This window comes from Thiothrix sp., assembly GCF_028714775.1.
GTDB lineage: Bacteria > Pseudomonadota > Gammaproteobacteria > Thiotrichales > Thiotrichaceae > Thiothrix.
In genome coordinates this window covers 1-16,839 of the sequence record NZ_JAQTLS010000004.1, presented here as the reverse complement: position 1 = coordinate 16,839, position 16,839 = coordinate 1, and the positions used below count along the sequence as shown (strand labels likewise).

Annotated in this window: 11 protein-coding genes and 1 pseudogene; 5 read left to right on the top strand and 7 right to left on the bottom strand. The window is 54.2% G+C overall.

The features are described 5' to 3' along the window. Positions 1-36: 36 nt before the first annotated feature. The gene (locus tag PHE17_RS04180) at positions 37-402 is read right to left on the bottom strand and encodes a hypothetical protein (protein ID WP_301014559.1); all 366 of its coding nucleotides are present in this window, start codon (positions 400-402) and stop codon (positions 37-39) included. Positions 403-614: 212 nt separating this feature from the next. Here PHE17_RS04180 and PHE17_RS04175 point away from each other — a divergent pair, with 212 nt between their 5' ends. Next, positions 615-950 carry a TfoX/Sxy family protein gene (locus tag PHE17_RS04175; protein ID WP_301014558.1) on the top strand — a complete coding sequence of 112 codons (336 nt, stop codon included), beginning with the start codon at positions 615-617 and terminating at the stop codon, positions 948-950. A gap of 43 nt (positions 951-993) precedes the next feature. Further along, positions 994-1,278, top strand: a complete 285-nt coding sequence (locus tag PHE17_RS04170) for a hypothetical protein (protein ID WP_301014557.1) — start codon at positions 994-996, stop codon at positions 1,276-1,278. Between the two features lie 28 nt (positions 1,279-1,306). On the opposite strand, the gene PHE17_RS04165 is transcribed toward PHE17_RS04170, so the two are convergent. The 6 genes from PHE17_RS04165 to PHE17_RS04140 form a co-directional block, all read right to left on the bottom strand. Next, positions 1,307-1,738: a DUF3592 domain-containing protein gene (locus tag PHE17_RS04165; protein WP_301014556.1), complete on the bottom strand. Its 432-nt coding sequence runs from the start codon at positions 1,736-1,738 to the stop codon at positions 1,307-1,309. Positions 1,739-1,758: 20 nt separating this feature from the next. Beyond that, on the bottom strand, positions 1,759-2,796 hold the full coding sequence (locus PHE17_RS04160; protein WP_301014555.1) for an ABC transporter permease: 1,038 nt from the start codon (positions 2,794-2,796) through the stop codon (positions 1,759-1,761). Next, positions 2,793-3,686: an ABC transporter ATP-binding protein gene (locus tag PHE17_RS04155; RefSeq protein WP_301014554.1), complete on the bottom strand. Its 894-nt coding sequence runs from the start codon at positions 3,684-3,686 to the stop codon at positions 2,793-2,795. Before PHE17_RS04155 ends, PHE17_RS04160 begins: the two co-directional genes overlap by 4 nt. Positions 3,687-3,710: 24 nt before the next feature. Beyond that, positions 3,711-4,292 (bottom strand): alkylphosphonate utilization protein, encoded by a 582-nt coding sequence (locus PHE17_RS04150; RefSeq protein WP_301014553.1) that lies wholly within the window; start codon positions 4,290-4,292, stop codon positions 3,711-3,713. A gap of 81 nt (positions 4,293-4,373) precedes the next feature. Continuing rightward, complete coding sequence (locus PHE17_RS04145; RefSeq protein ID WP_301014552.1) at positions 4,374-4,709, bottom strand: hypothetical protein; 336 nt, start codon at positions 4,707-4,709, stop codon at positions 4,374-4,376. A gap of 133 nt (positions 4,710-4,842) precedes the next feature. After that, positions 4,843-6,003, bottom strand: a complete 1,161-nt coding sequence (locus PHE17_RS04140) for a YbfB/YjiJ family MFS transporter (protein WP_301014551.1) — start codon at positions 6,001-6,003, stop codon at positions 4,843-4,845. A 163-nt stretch (positions 6,004-6,166) separates the two neighbouring features. Between PHE17_RS04140 and PHE17_RS04135 the strand changes: the two genes are divergently transcribed. The 3 genes and pseudogenes from PHE17_RS04135 to PHE17_RS04125 form a co-directional block, all read left to right on the top strand. Beyond that, the gene (locus tag PHE17_RS04135; RefSeq protein ID WP_301014550.1) at positions 6,167-6,754 is read left to right on the top strand and encodes a DNA-3-methyladenine glycosylase I; all 588 of its coding nucleotides are present in this window, start codon (positions 6,167-6,169) and stop codon (positions 6,752-6,754) included. A 171-nt stretch (positions 6,755-6,925) separates the two neighbouring features. After that, positions 6,926-11,947, top strand: coding sequence for a cadherin domain-containing protein (locus tag PHE17_RS04130; protein WP_301014549.1), 5,022 nt, complete (start codon positions 6,926-6,928; stop codon positions 11,945-11,947). Between the two features lie 213 nt (positions 11,948-12,160). After that, positions 12,161-16,839 (top strand): annotated as a pseudogene (locus tag PHE17_RS04125) (hypothetical protein); the annotation flags it as partial.

Here is a 16,839-nt window from a genome sequence, read left to right as displayed (position 1 = left end):
TTGTGGGGGAGAAGGCTGACGCCCCTCCCCTGTCCCTTACCAATTGAACGGCATCATCCCAAATGGGGAAAACTTGTCATTCATCTGATCCATCTGGTGATTTATTGAACCCATTTGGTAGCCCATGATGAAGCGCATCTGGGCGACGTTCTGGTTCATCAGTTGCATATTTTGGTTCATCAACGTCATCTGCTCCAGCATTCGCGGAGCCATGTCAGAGGCAGGCTTGGTGGTTTCATCCAAATGCCCAATCGCTTGGCTGATATTGCCAAAGTCCGCAAATCCGGCAGTCCATAGCGGTTGCCACACGACCACCATCAAATACAGCACAATCCCCATTGTGACGGTACTGAATAGGTAAAACATACCCCTCCAGAAGTCGGCAAACTTCTTCATGTCCATTCTTCTCTCCTCGTGCGGCTCACTGTGTGCGCATAGGCCACCTCTTCCGGGTAGCCCATTGTTCCCACTATAACGCTTCGGAAAAAACCACATCCAAACGAATATCAACAAATGCTAATATTTGCGCATATTGGTCGCATCCAATGCCCTGCCATTCCGCAAAGCAGGGTGATAAGGTAGGGGCATTAACCAATGCAAGAAGGTAGCCCCCCATGCCAAAACACAGTGAATACCTCGATTACACCCTCGAACTGCTCGCCCCGTTAGGGCAAATCACCTCCCGCGCCATGTTCGGCGGCTACGGCATTTACCGTGACGGGGTAATTTTCGCTATCGTGGTCGATGAAACGCTCTATTTCAAAGTCACCGCCGACAATCAGGCCGATTACACGCAGGCGGGCAGCCAGCCATTTACCTACAGCAAAAGCGATGGCAAAACCGCCACCATGTCGTATTGGGAAGTGCCGTTGGAAGTGTTGGAAGATCAGGATCAGCTTTTGGCGTGGGCGCGGAAGGCGTATGCAACGGCGCTTAAGCACCGTAAATAGCGGCGTGACTCACGCAGAGCCACCAAAACGGAACAGCGATACTATGAAAATTGAGCAACTAAAAACCCGCCTCAGCAAAGACCGCCCCATGACGACCATCACGCTGCGGATGCCCGTTGACGTGGTTGACGACCTCAAACGCATCGCCCCGCTGATGGGTTTCACTGGCTACCAAGGCTTGCTGAAAGCGTATGTAGGGCAAAGTTTGCGACGTGATCTTGAACGGTTGGACAACAATACCGTTACCGCTTTGCTATCCAGCCTGAAACGCCAAAGTGTCAGCGATGAAGTGATTACCGAAGCATTGAATGAGGTGGCGCACGGATGAAATTTACAATCAATCCACTCCGGCTACATTAGCGCGGCTCCCCTTCCAACCGCGAGCCAAACGCAAACAAGCTAAGGCCGATCAAGAAAAACACTGCCCCTAGCCCACCTAAAATCGTCGGCCCGCCCCACAACGGAAACCATGCACTGATTTCCGCCTCGTGTGACTTGTTGGGCAGGTACAGGACATCCACCGCCTCACCCTCTTCGTAGTCAGGCGGGTAACTGCCGGAAGCCGAAGTAAATTCGATCTCCTTACCCTGCCGGTCGCGGAACCGCACCACAGGCCGAGAGACCCGCGACTTACTGGAATTGGACAGCTCAAAACTCACCACTGTCCCGCCCGTCACCATCGCGCTATCCACGAAACTGCGGGTATCCTGATACCAGAGCCAACCGCCGAGCAATAGGCCGCAACCGCAGGCAGTGAAAACGTATTTCACAATCGTTACTGCACTCATATCCTGCACGCCCATTGCCGTTACTCCGCCGTCCACTTGAAGGTGTAAGCACCCACCGCCAAGAACACCACCGACATCCCCGCCAGCACCAGCAGATGTGTGCTGATGGCGGCAAGGTTTGCGCCATCCAACATGATCGCCCGCGCTGCGGTGAGCATGTGCGTCAGCGGCGACAATTGGCTCAACGCCTGCATGAACGGGTTCGTGCCTTCCATCGAAAACCACACGCCGGACAGCACCATCATCGGCCACGTCAGCAAGTTGAGCAGCCCACCTGCGAGTTCTTCGCTGCTGACCCGTGCCGCCACCAGCAGACTGAGCGAGATCAGGGTAAACGCACCCAACACCAGCACCAACAGCAAGTTCAAATAGCTGCCTTCCATCGTGAAGTGCATGAACAAATTCGTGCCCGCAAACACCACCGTCGTCACCAGCACCACCAAAACCAAGCGCGAAAAAATCTGTGCCAGCAAAAATTCGGTTGCGCTCAGCGGCGTGGCATTGAGGCGTTTCAGATAACCGCTTTTACGGTAACGCACGATCACGAAACCGACCCCGAACAAGCAACTGAACATGATATTCATGCCCAAAATACCGGGGACAACCCAATCGACGTAGCGGATTTGTTCGCCCTGCACGCTTTGCTTACCCAGTTTCGCGCCACTGCTACCTTGCAGAAGCTGTTCCAGAAAATAGCCTTTTTGCGAATCGCCGTTGACCCAGTAGTGCATTTTTCCCGCGCGTAAATCCAGCAGCATATCCGCCTGATGCCGCCCGACTTTACGCACCGCAGCATCCACCGTATCTGCCGGGACGCTGTAAAAATCGACATGCGCGATTTGCAGGAAGGGATGCAACGCAGGATTGGGTTTGGCTTCCACGCTGGTATTTTCCGCCACTACGCCGACCTTAAATAGCGGTTGGCCTTCACCAGAAAACACGAAAGCCAGCCCGAACACCAGTGCCACCGGCAGGATCAAGTTCCAACCCAAGGTGGAACGGTCGCGCACGAATTCCAAACTGCGGGCGTAAAATGTTGCCCAGATACGTTGCATCATGCGCGTAGCTCCTTGCCGGTGAGTTCGAGGAACAGGTCTTCGAGGCTACGCGGGCGCACCTGCAAACCTGCCAATGACGCGCCGTGCTGCATCAACAGCGCCAACGTGCCATTCACATCCGAGGTAATGATTTCCACCGTGCCGGTCACATTGTCCAAATAGCGGTGCGGGATGTCGCGGGCAGCTTCGGGGAAATCGCGTTCCGGCAATTCAATGATGACATCGTGGAAATGCGCCGCCAGCAGGTCGTCGGGCGAACCGTGCGCAATGATTTTGCCGTGATCCATGATGGCAATTTCATCACACAGATTGTACGCCTCCTCCATGTAATGTGTGGTCAACAACACGGTTTTGTTCCGCGCCTTGATGCTATTGACCAGTTCCCAGAAATTCAGCCGTGCTTGCGGGTCAAGGCCAGTAGTCGGTTCGTCGAGGAACACCACGTCCGGGTCATTCACCAGCGCGATTGCCAGCAACATGCGCTGACGTTGCCCGCCAGAAAGTTTGCTGGCGTCACGGTCGAGGTATTCCTGCAAACGGCAAATTTCCACCAACGCTTCCAGCGGCAAACCGTCAGGATAAAGGCTACCGAAAAACTTAAGGTTTTCGCGCACCGTAAGGAAATCCTGCAACGCCGTCGATTGGAACTGGATGCCCGCTTCTTGGCGGAAACGTGCACCTTGCAGTTCGCTTTTGTAGAGGATTTCGCCGGAAGTGGGCTTGATAATGCCTTCCATCATTTCGATGGTGGTGGTTTTGCCCGCACCGTTGGGGCCAAGCAGGCCGAAACAGATACCCTTGGGAACAGCGAAATCAATGCCATTCACGGCTTTGACACCGGGGTAGTGCTTGTGCAGGTTGCGGACTTCGAGGATCGCGCCTTTTTCCACGGTATTATCCTTGTACGGCCTGAATCAGCCCGTTTTCTTCACAAACTTGGTCAAAATCACAATCTGCTGGTCATTCACGCGCCCTTCGATATGCTCGGGGTTGTCGTGAACCAGCGAAATATTGCGTACTGGCGTGCCGCGCTTGGCGGTGAAGTTTGCGCCTTTCACGTTCAAGTCTTTGATCAGCACCACGGAGTCGCCCGCCTGCAGTTCCACGCCGTTGCTGTCGCGGTGTTTGGCGACTTCTTCTACCGCTTGGCCTTCGCCCGTGGCTTGCGCCCATGCCAGCGTGGCTTCGTCTAGGTAGAGCATATCGAGCAATTCTTGAGGCCAACCTTCACCGCTCAGGCGGGTCAACATGCGCCATGCCATGACTTGCACAGCGGGGACTTGGCTCCACATGCTGTCGTTCAGGCAGCGCCAGTGGTTCGCATCCATGCTTGCCGGGTCTTCGACCTGCGTGCGGCAAGTGGCGCACAGCAAAACGCTGTCGTCAGCGTTGCCATTGGCGTTGGGCGGAACTTCGTACACGCCGAGGTTTTCAGTAGCGCCGCACAATTCGCAGCAAGAGCCGCTGCGGGCATGGAGAGTTTGTTCTGTGTTCATGGTTTACCATCACTTAAATCGGGATGGCAGGGAGTATGACGACAAGCAGTAGCGGATAGCAAGCCTGCAACCACCGCACCATTAGGGGCGGCAGCGGAAAGTGTAACCCGTCACCACCAACCCGGACATATCCGCTTTCCCGCTGGCTTCCACGATCAAGGCGTAACCCGATTGCACGTCCTCAAAAACAAAATCACAGGAAACATTAAGGCGCATATCGCACGACTCCCTTTCTGGCAGCTCGCCAAAAGACTTCCGCACAGGCTCCCAATCATCGGCGATCAAGGCTTTGCGGGCAACCGTGTAACTTTCGCCAACCACAGGCGGTGGGGTACGGGGTGATGCCGGGCGGCAAACATAAGCTGCTTCCACTGCGCCATTGCACAGCAAGCAGATAAGCAAGAACATCCGTGTCATGCTGAAATCCGTTGGTTAATGTAATTATCAAATAGTCGTGTGGCGTCGGATAAAAGGTTCAATTAAAGCTTAGTCAAACGTAACAAAAAATCCACTAAAGGTTGCAATTAGCGAAGAATAATTCCGCAAATAATCAGCGCGGCTGGGTAAAAGGCAACTTCCACAATATTCCCAAGCCCACCGACATAACCAACGCCGCGATCAGCAAACCGCCTTGGTAACTGCCGGTGCTTTCCGCAATATAGCCAGTAATCGCCGGGGCAATGATTTGCGCTACCCCATAACTCAGGGTCAGGCGAGCCATCGCTTTGGCAGGATTATCCGGGTAAAAGCGCCCAATAACCGTCAGCGTCAAACTGACAATGCCGATGAAAGTCGCGCCATACAACGCCGAACTAAACACCGCTGCCGCTGCACTCCCCGTCACCGCTGGCAACACAATGGAAATGATCTGCCCCACAAATGCCAATTGCAACGCGGGCATATCACCGATGCGGCGCGAAACCCGATCCCAAATAAAACACGCAGGCGTCGCGGCAATCCCAACCAAAATCCACACCCAACTGCCCCACCCCGCCAACGCCGGGATTTTTTCCACCATCGCCACGGTAAATGTCGCACTCACCACAAAGCCGAAACCTGCACAGAAATACGTCGCAATCATCATCAATAACCACTGTCGTGACGGCGGTTGTTGGCTGTGTTTGTGCTGGGCAGACGCTGGGGCAGGTTCCGGCAACCACAACCACGCAGGGATGAAAAACAGCACACCTAAGATACCCAACGTCCACCACTGTTGCGCCCAATCCAGATGCGCCGCCAGCATCAGCACCGATACCAACCCGGACACCAGAATGCCACCGCCCAAACCGCCAAAATGAATCCCCAATTCCGGGCGATGCCCATTACGCATCAACCAGTTAAGCATCAGCCCCGAACCAATCAGCAAGCCCGCCGCACTGCTCAAACCCGCGATATAACGCAGGATCGACCACAGCACCATATTCTGGGTAAACGCCATCCCGGTAATGCTCAACACCGCCAGCACCAGCCCCACCCGATACAAACGGTACTTAAGGTGCAAGCTGCTAATCGAAGCCGCCAGCAATGCCCCGCTCATGTACCCCATGTAATTGAAAGTTGCCAACCAACCGCCCGCCACGACCGTCAGCCACGTTTCCGCCCGCATCACTGGCAACAACGGCGTATACGCAAACCGCGCCAACCCCACCGTAAGGATCAAGCTGCAAATGCCCGCCAGCAACACTTTCCACGTATCCGCCGCACGCAACATAAACCGCCCCTTATAACTTACCAAATAAGTATGGATAATGGCACAAGAGCAGGGTGCGGGGGAATTCTTCCTGAAACCTGCGCAAACTCGCTTTGCTCGGACACGGCTTCGGTTTCAGGAAGAATTCCCCCGCACCCTGCCACCACCCTAAAAGGAGATCGCCATGCCAAACAACCACACCCTCTGCCGCTGCCCCTGGGTAGACCTAAGCAAACCCGATTACGTCGCCTACCACGATGAAGAATGGGGCGTCCCCGTCCACGACGACCGCAAACTGTTTGAATTCATCGTCTTGGAATCCGCACAAGCAGGTTTAAGCTGGTACACCATCCTCCGCAAACGCGAAGGCTACCGGCAAGCATTCGACGCTTTCGACCCAGAAAAAATCCGCCACTACGACGAGCACAAAGTAGCCGAACTGCTTGCCAACCCCGGCATCATCCGCAACCGCCTGAAAGTGCTCGCCACCATCAACAATGCGCAGCGTTTCCTTGACGTACAGGCGGAATTCGGCAGTTTTGACGCCTACATCTGGCGCTTTGTCGACGGCAAACCCATCGTCAACGAACGGCGGACACTGGCAGACTATCCCGCCACCACCAAGGAATCGGATGCACTCAGTAAGGATTTGAAAAAGCGCGGCTTCAAATTCATGGGGTCAACGGTGTGCTACGCGCACATGCAAGCGATAGGAATGGTGAATGACCACGCGCTAGGCTGTTTCCGGCGGGAGGAAGTCGCTACACATTAAAAGGCGCAGGACTGTTTCAGCCGTGTCCATTAATCTGGTTTTTATTGCCACCGATATGAATTCTATAGATCATGCGTGAAGTAACATTGCGCAGTTACGCGGCATACCGCGCGTGACCAATATATCGGCAATCAAATTAATAACAAATAATAATGACCGGGGGACTTCCTGATGAAGGGTTCTAACATCCCATTCACACACACCAACCTAAAAACAAAACATTCTGCCCTAACACAGAAAGTTAGGCTGGCGTTGGGTATTGCGGTGACAGCGGCAAGCTTTGCTTCCCCCGCCTTCGCTGCCAGCGCCTTGACCGCTGATGGTGCGTTTTTACAAGGTAAGTACATCGAAGCCGGTATCGGCCCAGATGGGGTCTATGGGGCAAACAACCCACCCGCTGGCTACCATTCCCGCACCAACAGCGCGGCTGGTTTAGGCTTTGTCTCTGACCGGGACAAAGATGGCTGGGCGGTGTACGACGGCGACTTCTTCACCCCCGGTTCCCCTGAGGAAGGCTGGAGTATCCAGATTGGCGGCTCGGTTTGGCATAACAATAATAATACTGGGCAAGGGATTCCCGGCAGCCTATCCAACCTGCAAGCCGATGGCATCAAAGATAGCGTCGAGTGGCAAGGCGCAATTGGTGGCCTTGATATTAAGAAGGTCTACCATATCCAACAAGAAGGGCAATTCCTGTTCTGTACGGTAACGTTTACCAATACCACTGCCAGCGCCCTGAACAATGTGTATTACATGCGTAACGTCGACCCCGACAACAGTGTCATGGTCAACAGCGATTACGTTACCACCAATACTGTCCTTACCCAAGGCAATACCAGTGGCTTGGCTTCCGTCAAAGCCGTGGGCGGCACAGGTGCGACCTTAGTTTTGATCGGTTACGGTGCAAATGCCCGTGTTACCCACGGCGGCTTCAGCAACCGTAGCCCCACGGACGTGTGGAATGGCACGGGTGGGCTATCCTTATCCGGCGCGGCTACTGCGGATGAAGCGGTTTCTATGGCGATCAAGTTCGACACCATTGCCCCCGGCGAAACCGTCAACTTCAAGTGGAGTTATAACCTTGCGGACGTAAAACCGCCAGAACTTGACCTTGATACCGCTGCGGCTGGCGTCGGTTATGCCGCCACTTATGTTTCTGGTGAAGCGGCAATCCCGCTACATGCCACCACCTCAGTGATTGATACCGACAATACCAAGCTGCGGGAATTGCTGGTGGAGCTGCAAAACCCACAAACTGGGGACAAACTTTCCGTTGAAGGTGCATTGCTAGGGGGCATCACGATCGACCCATCCAGCACCGATACCAAACTACTGCTGACGGGTGTTGCCAACCTCGCCCATTATCAGGCCGCCGTGGAAGCCATCCGCTTTGCAAACGCAGACCCTTCTGGCTCCAAGACAACCCGTATCGTCAATATTACCCCGACGGATGAGGACTTTGTAAACGGTGGTGCTGCCCCCGCAACCATTACCGTCAACGTCAATATGCCGCCTGCCATTACCACCGCAGCAGCCATTAACTACGTGGAACGCGCCACTGGCAAAATCGACATCAGCAGCTCGGATGACAGCAACAGCGAAGGCAGCGGCCTGACCTACAGCATTTCTGGCGGGGCGGATGCCGGTAAATTTACCATTGATCCAGCAACGGGCGAGCTGAGTTTCACCGCTTCACCGCTGTATAGCCCCGCCGCCGATGCGGATGGCAATAACGTTTACGATGTGGAAGTCACTGTTACCGATGCCAAAGGGCTGACGGGCAAAAAGACCATGAACATCACTATCCTGAAAGATACTGACAAGGATGGCGTACCCGACGCAACTGACCTCGACAAAGACGGTGACGGCATCCTGAATACCGTGGAAGGCACGGGCGACGCTGATGCCGACGGCATTAGCAACGATTTCGACCTTGATTCCGACGGCGATGGCATTCCCGATAATATCGAAGCGCAAGCCACAGCGGGTTACACAGCACCGTCTGGCACGGTTGCTGCCAATGGGGTGGATACAGCTTACGGCGCTGGCCTGACCCCGGTGAATACTGACGGTGCGGATGCCCCCGATTATCTGGATACCAATGCGGATAACAGCGGCACTGATGACACTGCCGAGGCAGGCATTACCCTGAGCGGTAAGGATGCTGACAAAGACGGGCTGGATGACGGCGTTGATTCCGACGATGCGGGTTTTGGCCCTGCCAATGCGGGCATTACCGACGTGCTGGCTACCTACCCCGGCAACGGCACGGACGTGTACTGGCGTTTGGTGAATGCTGCCCCGGTTATCCCTAATGCTGCGGCGATTGACTATGTGGAAAAAGCCACGGGTTCCGCGACTGACCTTGCAGCTACGGATGACACCAATGCTGAAGCCAGCGGCCTGACTTACAGCATGACGGGCGGTGCGGATTCCGGCAAATTTACCATTGACCCTGCAACCGGCGTGCTGACCTTCAAGACAACGCCCAACTTTGCTGCCCCAACCGACGCCGACGCCAACAACACCTATCTGGTGGAAGTGGCAGCAACGGATGCGGAAGGCGCGATTACCAAAAAATTGCTGACCATTACCGTGCTGAAAGACACCGACCATGACGGCATAGGCGACAAAAACGACCTCGACACCGACGGTGACGGCATCCTCAACAGCGTGGAAGGCACGGCTGATACCGACGGCGACGGCATCCAAAACCAGTGGGATTTGGACTCTGACGGTGACGGCATCCCCGACAATATCGAAGCGCAAACCACCGCAGGTTTCAAAGCCCCATCCGCTGTAGATGCGGATGGCAATGGCGTGGATGATGCCTACGGCGCTGGCCTGACCCCAGTAGATACGGAAGCTGACAGCAAGCCAGATTACCTCGACCTCGATTCCGAAAATACCGGCGGCGATGACAATACCGAATCCGACGTGCCCGTGCTCTCCGGCGTGGATGCAGACAAGGATGGCTTGGACGACACCATTGACAGCGATGACACCAGCTTTGGCCCTGCCAACGCAGGCATTACCGACGTGCTAGCGGCTTACCCGAAAACCGGCGCGGAAGTGAACTGGCGCGTACCGAACACCCCGCCGGTATTCACCTCCCCAACCGCGGCGACGTTCAACGAAAACAGTACCGACGTGGTACTGAATGTGGAAACCACTGACGATAAGAACAGTGAAGCCGCGTCTACCATTGGCTACAGCATTGTCGGTTCCGATGACGATGCGCGTTTCACCATTGATGCAAAAACGGGGGACATCAAGTTCAAACTCGTGCCGGACTATGAAAAACCCATCGACAAAAACAAGGACAATTCCTACATCCTGAGCGTGAAAGCCTGTGATGCGGAAGGCGGTTGTGCCACCCAAACCATCACCGTCAACGTGATTGACGTGGATGAGGACAACGATAACGACGGGCTGCTGGATTCCAAGGAAAAAGCACTGGGCACTGACCCGTGGAACCCTGACAGTGACGGCGATGGTTTGAAAGACGGCGAAGAGGTCGACACCTACAAGACTGACCCGCTGAAAGCCGATAGCGATGGCGATGGCCTGAGCGATGGCGACGAAGTACTGAAATCCAAAACCGATCCCGCCAACCCGGATACCGATGGCGATGGCGTCAACGACAAGGCCGAAGTGGGCGCAGACCCAGCAACGCCGGTTGATACCGACAAAGATGGCACTGCCGATGTCTTCGACACCGATGATGATAATGACGGTACATTAACCAAAGACGAAGCGCCAAATGACGACGGCAACCTTGACCCCAGCAATGCCCGCGATTCGGACGCTGACGGCACACCTGATTACTTGGACAACGATGATGACGGCGATGGCGTATTGACCAAATACGAAGACCCGACCGGCAAACGCGATTCCGACAAAGACGGCATCCTCGATTATTTGGATGAGGACGATGACAACGACGGTATCCTGACCGCATACGAACAGCCTGACCCGAACAGCGACGGCAACCCGGCTGACCAACGCGACACCGACAAAGATGGCATTGCCGACTGGTTGGATGCTGACGATGATGGCGACGGCGTACTGACCCAATACGAAATGGCGGATAAAGATGGCAACGGCAACCCAACTGACGCCACCGATACTGACGGCGACGGCAAGTTCAACTGGTTAGACGTGGATGATGACGGCGATGGCATCCTCACCAAGTACGAAAAACCGGACGTAAACACTGACGGCAACCCAGCAGATGCGCAAGATTCCGACAAGGACGCTAAGCCGGATTACCTCGACAACGATGACGACAACGACGCCAAACTGACGGTTGACGAAAAGGCCGACAAGAACAAAGACGGCAACCCGATTGATGCGTATGACATGGACGCGGATGGCATTCCAAGTTACCTCGACCCAACGGAAGTACCAACCGTGGTGCTGCATGTACGTGGCTTCTTGCAAGGTGCTTACAACGCTGCCGACGGCCTGATGCGGGATGATTTACGTCGGCTGAACTACATCCCAACAGCGCAACCGTACACCAATGCCGTAACTTCCTTGGGTTACACTGGCGCGGAAACGGTGGCTCCGGCGGTACTGGCAACCACTGGCAATGACGCCCCGGTTGACTGGGTAGTGGTGGAACTGCGTGACAAAACCAACCCGAAAACACGGGTGGCAGCAGCGGCAGCGTTGCTCCAACGTGATGGTGATGTGGCTGACCCACAAACCAATGAGGCCAAGTTACTCATCCCGAATGTGGTGGAAGGCTCGTACTATGTCACCTTGCGCCACCGCAACCACTTGGGTGTAATGACCAAAGACCCGATGCTGTTGTCGCCTACCCTGACGGCGACGGATTTCAGCCTGCCAAGTTTTGCGGTCAGCGGCACGAATGCACGGCTGGATGGTAAAGACATTTCCACCATGTGGGCGTGCGATGACAACAACAGCGACAGTGTGATTGCCAACGGCCCCGGCAATGACACCAACGTGGTCTTGGGTACGGTGCTGATGCACCCAACCAACCTGTTGGTCAACAGCAACTTCCGCCTGAGTGGGTATTTTGTCACCGACCTGAACTTGGATGGCACGACGCTCTATTCCGGCCCCGGCAATGACATCAATATGCTGTTGGGCAATGTGTTGCTGCATCCGGGCAATGTCAGCGTGGCAGCTAACTACATTGTGAGCGGCTCCGTTCCGAAGTAATTTCCCTTCGCAAAGGAAACACAATCACGGCTTGTTCCCGCAAGGGGCAGGCCGTTTTTGTTTGTGATCGAACCATAACAATTACCGCCATTTATCCGTTTTATATTGCCGCCCACATAAAATTTGAGCGACCATTAACGTTACTTATATCCGTTACTGATAAAAATTAAAGCTTTTCATAATAAGAAATTAGAGACAACCGGGGGTTTCCGCATGACAGGTTCGTTTGACTGGCGGCTAGCGCTGCATCGCAAAACTGCACTGTCCATTTTGATGCTATTGGCAACGTTACTAGCTATCTTGCCGGGGCTGGCGAATGCCGCAGACCGATGTGGGGCAAACATTGTGGTTTGTTCTCACGCAGGTGCTTACGGTGACATTGGTGGTGCTGGTGCAGCAGCCATGCGGGCAAAACTGGCAAATACAGCTTACTTTGGGCCTTCGGGCAGCATGACCCCCGAAACATTCAGTTTTGCATCCATCCCCAGCATTACGGAAGCGAACCTGACTGCCAACAATTGCCAAATATTCCTCTCTGGCTGGGATTCCAGTGCGACCATTGATGCCGCAGAGCAAACTGCTCTGAATACTTGGTTACAGGCCAGTAATGATCACTTCTTATTCGGCGGTTGTGACGCTGACGGCATGGACATGGTGTGTGATGCTGTAGGGCGCAGTGTCACCAATTACAGCAATATCCCGGTAGCAGTGACTGAACCCGTGTTACAAAACCCTTTGTTATGTTCAGGCCAGACCATCGTCACAACCTCTGGTGGCGCATCATCTTATTTCGCTTCGTATGGCACGGACAAACCACTAACGGTTTACACCGATGACGCCACGAAAGTAGAAGCCATCACTGACAGCCTGTCCGGTGATGCGAAATACCTGCTGACTGGCGACATCAATATGTGGATCACGCCAAACCCAGACATTACTGCTGGCGCGACCGCTACCGGGCAAAACGATTTGTTTATTTTGAACACCTTCAAGTTTGCGGCTGACAACATTTGCGGACGTACTATCGCCAGAGGTGTTTCCGAATGCCCGATTGGGATTTCCGGTGGAAAAATTACCGGGCAGTTGTACTACGACAAAGATGGCAGCGGCGCGTATACATCGGGTGCAGACGATCCGATGGCTGCGGGTATTGCGACAAGGTTATATGATTCCGGCAATAAACTGTTGGGAACTGTATACAGCAATGCCACTGGTGCGTATGAATTCAAGAACGTTCCGGCAGCTAGCGGCTACTACATTACTGTCGATACCAGCGACGCAGATATTCCATTAGGCTACTCCCCCAAAACCCTGCCAACAGGCATTACGGTAGCCGATAACGCCACCACGGCTGACCAGCACATCAGTTTCAGCTACTCCGACAAACTGCCAGAGTCACTGACGAAAACAGGTGTCGTTTCCGCCCGTGCACCTGATGGCAGTTCCAGTACGATGGACTGGATCATCACCCACGCCAACAACCGCGCCAGTATCATGGAAAACGTCATTCTGACAGACCGGATGGAAAACGGGCATACGCTGGTGGGTGGCTCGCTGAAAATGCCGCCGGGTTGGACAGCGCAGTATTCCTCAGACAGTGGTGCAAGTTTCAGCAGCTCACAACCGGCTTCCGGCGTCAACGCTATGATCTTCAGCAACCCGTTTGTTGTACCGACAGGCTTAGGTAAAGGGCGCACCATGACTTTGCCACTTTCCGGCCCGGTCAATTTGAGCGGTGGCGGTGACGGTTTTGCCCCCGGCATCCTCAGTAATGGCAAAATCATGGGGATCAACCACCATCAAGCCAGCCCGAATATCTGGTGCTACGACACCAACACGGAAGCGGTGTGTACGGGCTACCCCAAAGCGCCCGGTATTCCAACGGGTATGTCACCGCTGGTTGTTAGCATCGGCTCAAAGCTCTACATCGGGGATGACTCTGGTAACGCTGCTTATGGGCAGCGCGGTCAAATTTACTGCTGGGACGGTGAAACCGATACTGCCTGCGGAACCAGCCCCGTGGTACAAGATGGTGGTTATGCTGGGCCTGTTGTCGTTGATAACAAAATCTATGTTTTGACCAAAGGCGGGAATATCGACTGTTACGACCCAGCCAATTCCCTGCAACGCTGCCAAGGCTTCACCCCCGTAGCTATTGGCGTCAATGCACTGGATACCAATAGCTGGGGGTCTTCCGGCTCTGACATCCAGACTATCGGCAAACGTCTTTATGTTGCCAGTACGGCAGGCGCAATGGCCTGTTTCGACACCACAACCAATGCCAAATGCGCGGACTGGGCAACCAACCCTATTGCCATTCCAGCCGGACAAACCGACGTATTTCGGCGCATGGATGCCAAAGAAAAGATCACAGGTGTCTGTATCGCAGGCTACTTAACCGATGCCACTTGTTACGATCTGAATGGTACAAACCCTGCTAGCGTCGCGCTCAGCGGCGTTCACGGCAGCCAACCCGGCCTCAATGCCGTGGCGGAAACCTATGTCGACACCCGCGTATTTTTCCCACAATTCTCTCCCCAAAATAGCCTTGGCTGCTGGGACTGGGCAACTAACGCGGCCTGTACTGGCAGTAGTATGTCAGGCGGCTCATTTGGCGCAGGTGCGGCAGGCTACCCTTATGGTTTAAATACTGATGGGGCGTGCGTGTACTCCTTCGGTGATGGCGGTCAACTAATTTCTTGGGATCCAGAAACCGGGGCAACCCCCTGCACCCGATCTACCGGGAAACTTACTGTGCCCGTCGAAGAATACCGTTGTGACGGCAAAACTGACCCAACCTTAACATGGGAAAAGGTTAAATTTTTCGACACCAGCATGACATCAGGGGAAGATTTCACCTCGTTGAAAGTTAAGGTCGTTGATGCTGCAACGGGTGAAGTTCTCAAAGGCCCAGTCGAAATGATCGGTGGCACAGGTGAACTCAGTATTGCTGACATCTCCCCATCCATCAAAGAACTGGAGCTTCAATCTGTTGGCAGACCTGTCGGCAAGACCGCATGGAGCGATGACGTACCACCGAAAGTGGCGATGACCTTCAAATCTGATGCGCCGCCGCAGTTCTGTTACACCTCGACCGCAAGCTGTTCGCCAACGTCCAAGCTGATGAAAAATACCGTGCGTACCAACATCACGCCGGGCTTGAGCGTGTCAACGGAAGTCGCGGGCTGTAACCCTCTCCCCGTCATTACCACGGCGGATACCTTCAACTTCTTCTCGGGTAAAACGGGCACGGTGATTGACGTGCAAAGTACCGATGATGCCGACATGGAAATGAGTGATGGTACTGGCTTGGTTTACACCCTTTCTGGCGGTGCTGACAAAGACTTGTTCAACATCAGTGCTACCGGGGAACTGACCTTCAAGGCAGTACCTGACATTGCTAACCCGCAGGATTCCAATAAAGACAATGTTTACAGCGTAGAAATTTCAGTAACAGACCAACTGGGTGCGACTACCAAACAGACCATCACGGTGACAATCGTCAAAGACAGTGACGGCGATGGGATACTGGATGAGTCAGACCTTGATGATGACAACGACGGCATCCCGGATACCGCTGAAGGCATGGTTTCTTCATTCCACTATGCAACCTACTCCAGCATTGCGGGTAACAATGCCATCGGTTCAATCAACGGCGTTGGTTTCACCTACACCTCCTCATCTCCTGTTACTACGACCAGTGGCATGTACAGTCATGCCACTTTCCCGGCGCAATACAACGTACCAAACGTCAACCCGACCATCCAGAACACCCAGATAACCAACAATACCTTGAGCTTTGACACCCCGATCCCTAACCCGGTATTGGTGTTCTCCTCCGTTGGCAACCCTGGCAACTCCGTACCGATTGTGTTTGGTCAACCTGTTGAAGTCTTGTTCTCCCAAGGCATTACTGTCAACAGCCCTACCAAGATTACTGGCACGGAAGGCTATGCCGTTGTGCGGGTCAAGGGAACCTATAGCAGTATCACCTTCCAGTACACACAAGCTGAGGTCTATGCCAACTTTGCATTCGGTGCAGACTTCTTTGCCACAAGGGACACCGATGGCGATGGAGTGAAAGACTACGTTGATCTTGATTCCGACAACGACGGCATCCCCGACAATATCGAAGCGCAAACCACCGCAGGCTATAAAGCACCTTCCGGCGTGGATGCGGACAAGAACGGTCTGGATGACGCCTATGGAGCTGGACTGACACCCGTCAACACAGACGCTACTGACAACCCTGACTATCTGGATACGGACTCCGATAACAACGGTGCAAATGACACACTGGAAGCTGGTGTAAGCCTGCGGGTAAAAGATACGGACAAGGACGGACTGGATGATGGCGTAGATACCGATAATGCCGCATTCGGCCCGGTTAATGCTGACATCACCTCCCTACTGACCACTTACCCTGACAACAGCACGGAGGTATTCTGGCGGCTGACCAATACCGCGCCAGTCATTCCCAACGCTGCTGCCATTGACTACGTAGAAAAAACTTCCACACCGGCAGTAGATATTGCGGCAACTGATGACACCAGCAGCGAAGGCAGCGGTCTGACCTACAGCCTCACTGGTGGCGCAGATGTGGGCAAATTCACCATTTCATCCAGTGACGGCAAGTTGACCTTCAAAACGTCACCTGTGTTTGCCACACCCACCGATGCTGATACCAACAACACCTATCTGGTGGAAGTGGCTGTCACTGACGCGGAAAATGTTATCACCAAAAAACTGCTGACCATTACCGTCCTGAAAGACACTGACCGTGATGGCGTGGCTGACAAGAATGATGCGGACTTGGACGGTGATGGCATCCCGAATGCCACTGAAGGCACTGCCGACCCGGATGCGGATGGCATCCCTAACCAGCTTGACCT

Excerpts from the sequence above, each read along its gene's own strand:
- PHE17_RS04145 (WP_301014552.1), bottom strand. The coding sequence starts at position 4,709 with ATGACACGGATGTTCTTGCTTATCTGCTTGCTGTGCAATGGCGCAGTG.
- PHE17_RS04175 (WP_301014558.1), top strand. The coding sequence starts at position 615 with ATGCCAAAACACAGTGAATACCTCGATTACACCCTCGAACTGCTCGCC.
- PHE17_RS04135 (WP_301014550.1), top strand. The coding sequence starts at position 6,167 with ATGCCAAACAACCACACCCTCTGCCGCTGCCCCTGGGTAGACCTAAGC.
- PHE17_RS04180 (WP_301014559.1), bottom strand. The coding sequence starts at position 402 with ATGGACATGAAGAAGTTTGCCGACTTCTGGAGGGGTATGTTTTACCTA.
- PHE17_RS04140 (WP_301014551.1), bottom strand. The coding sequence starts at position 6,003 with ATGTTGCGTGCGGCGGATACGTGGAAAGTGTTGCTGGCGGGCATTTGC.
- PHE17_RS04170 (WP_301014557.1), top strand. The coding sequence starts at position 994 with ATGAAAATTGAGCAACTAAAAACCCGCCTCAGCAAAGACCGCCCCATG.
- PHE17_RS04150 (WP_301014553.1), bottom strand. The coding sequence starts at position 4,292 with ATGAACACAGAACAAACTCTCCATGCCCGCAGCGGCTCTTGCTGCGAA.
- PHE17_RS04130 (WP_301014549.1), top strand. The coding sequence starts at position 6,926 with ATGAAGGGTTCTAACATCCCATTCACACACACCAACCTAAAAACAAAA.
- PHE17_RS04165 (WP_301014556.1), bottom strand. The coding sequence starts at position 1,738 with ATGAGTGCAGTAACGATTGTGAAATACGTTTTCACTGCCTGCGGTTGC.
- PHE17_RS04160 (WP_301014555.1), bottom strand. The coding sequence starts at position 2,796 with ATGATGCAACGTATCTGGGCAACATTTTACGCCCGCAGTTTGGAATTC.